Genomic DNA, 343 nt, shown 5'->3' with positions numbered 1-343 from the left:
GCATCGGGCCGTCGGCCGCGTTCACCACCAGGATCGCGCCGTCCATCTGCGCCGCACCGGTGATCATGTTCTTCACGTAGTCGGCGTGGCCGGGGCAGTCCACATGCGCGTAGTGGCGTGCTTCGGTCTCGTATTCCACGTGCGCGGTGGAGATCGTGATGCCGCGGGCCTTCTCTTCGGGCGCGCCGTCGATCTGGTCGTAGGCGCGGAAGTCGCCGAAGTACTTCGTGATCGCCGCCGTCAGCGTCGTCTTGCCGTGGTCAACGTGACCGATCGTGCCGATGTTTACGTGCGGCTTGTTACGTTCAAACTTTGCCTTTGCCATGGTGGGCGCCCTTTGCAT

1 protein-coding gene is annotated in these 343 nt (G+C 63.6%); it reads right to left on the bottom strand.

Annotated elements, in window-relative coordinates:
- A partial coding sequence (locus A3764_RS00430; RefSeq protein WP_201722374.1) for a GTP-binding protein occupies positions 1 to 325 on the bottom strand: 325 nt, incomplete at its 3' end.
- Positions 326 to 343 lie beyond the last annotated feature (18 nt).

It is taken from the genome of Sulfitobacter sp. HI0129, assembly GCF_001635395.1.
Classification (GTDB): Bacteria; Pseudomonadota; Alphaproteobacteria; order Rhodobacterales; family Rhodobacteraceae; genus Sulfitobacter.
Note: the sequence above shows the minus strand (reverse complement) of the source record. Positions and strands in the feature narration are given on the sequence as shown.